1 protein-coding gene is annotated in these 1782 nt (G+C 63.5%); it reads right to left on the reverse strand.

Going from position 1 to position 1782, the window contains the following annotated elements:
- Window positions 1–114 precede the first annotated feature (114 nt).
- Window positions 115–1617 (reverse strand): aldehyde dehydrogenase family protein, encoded by a 1503-nt coding sequence (locus QMX91_RS30985; protein ID WP_282413895.1) that lies wholly within the window; start codon window positions 1615–1617, stop codon window positions 115–117.
- Window positions 1618–1782 lie beyond the last annotated feature (165 nt).

Genomic DNA, 1782 nt, shown 5'->3' on the forward strand with positions numbered 1-1782 from the left:
TTTATCCCCGATGGACTGCGCAGCAGGCCCGATCTCTTGGGGCCGCTTCGCGCCCCATCGGGGATAAATCCCCTCGCCACAGGGCCGGTGTGCATCAATCGGGATAAGGCGTTTTCAGCGTTTTACGCTGAGGTCGATCTGGGTCATACGGCTACGCACCGTGAACACCCCATCCCCCGAAAGAATCGCACTGCGCGCAAACAGGCGCCCGCTCTCCCAGTTCGAAAGCCCCAGTTCCGGCTTGTTCAGCGCGTACTGGCCATCGACCCAACGGGTAATCCCGTTACCCACAAACGGCGCGTTCACCGCGTTGTAAAAACGCTCTTGCGCAGCAGCATCCTCGCTGATCAACGACACCGTGAACTGCGGGCTGTAGCGGTTGAACAGCGCGATCGCCTGATCCAGTTCGTCGACAATCATCAGGCTGACTTCCGGGGTTTCTTCCCACTCCCACTCGCGGCCCAGCTCTGATTCCGCCAACGCTTCGGCCAGAGCTTCGGTCTGATAACCCTCGGCGCGATAGACCTCGACCGTCGCGTTCTGCCACTCAGCCGGCAGGTAACTTTCGCAGCCTGTGACGATGTGCAATTTGCAGCCCTGACCGCGTGCGCTGCCGGCCTGCTGCAGCGCATTGAGGAACAGCGGGATCAGCTCGACGGCACGATCACGTTGAATCAGGCAGACGTTCAGCGTGTTGCAGACTTTGCGATCCAGCGAATTACGCACCACGGCGGCGAAGCGCGTGGCGTCGGCGTCACGATCGGCAATCAGCCACGCGCCACCAGTGCCGTGCAGGCTGACCGCCGTGCCCGCCTGCTGGGCGATGCTGCCCAACTGGCTGACCGCGCGGCCCGAACCCCGGGCCACCGCCAGCGACAAACGCCGGTCGGCGAACATCGCCCAACCGGCGGCGTGATTGACGCTTTCCACCAGCGACACCGCACCCGCTGGCAAACCGGCATCGGCCAGCGCCGGATTCAGCGCGTGAGTGACGATTGCTTGCGCGGTGCCCAATGCATCGCTGCCGATACGCAGCACCGCAGTGTTGCCGGTGCGCAGTACACCGGCGGCATCGGCGAACACGTTCGGCCGTCCTTCGAACACGAACGCCACGATGCCCAGCGGCGACACCACTTGCTCGACCTTCCAGCCGTCGTGTTCGACGCTGCTGATGACCTTGCCGCGCGTGGCCGGCGCATCCCGCCAGGCGCGCAGACCGGCGATCATGTCGCGGCGCATGCGTTCGTCGGCGAGCAGTCGGGTGGTCGAGCGGCCACGGGCCTTGGCGCGTTCGATGTCGGCCAGGTTGGCGGCTTCGATCAGGTTCCAGCACTCTGCGGTTTCCAGGCGTTGTGCGAACAGATCGAAGAAGTGGCTGATGGCCTCGTCGGAGACTGCCGACAATGCAGTGAATGCCGCTTCAGCACGCTCGATTGCCACCGCAGCCGCTTGTTGATCGACCACCGGAATCAGCAACAGCTCGCCACTCACCTGCTCGACCAGCAGGTGGTCACCGGGCTGAAACCGCGCCGCCAGTTCGGGGCTGACCACGGTCACGCGGTTGCCAGCGAAAGGGATCGGCGTGCCAGCGACTAGACGTTCGAGCGCAAGAGACATGAAGCGGATTCACCATATGAGGGGCGGCCGGAAAATGTAGCGGATTCTGCGCTGAAACACACCTTCTACAAACACCACCGAACCTGTGGGAGCGGGCTTGCTCGCGAAGGCGTCGGCACCATCAACATGGATATTGAATGTGCTGGCCTCTTCGCGAGCAAGCCC

Source organism: Pseudomonas sp. PS01299 (assembly GCF_029960145.1).
Classification (GTDB): domain Bacteria; phylum Pseudomonadota; class Gammaproteobacteria; order Pseudomonadales; family Pseudomonadaceae; genus Aquipseudomonas; species Aquipseudomonas putida_A.

Excerpts from the sequence above, each read along its gene's own strand:
- QMX91_RS30985 (WP_282413895.1), bottom strand. The coding sequence starts at position 1,617 with ATGTCTCTTGCGCTCGAACGTCTAGTCGCTGGCACGCCGATCCCTTTC.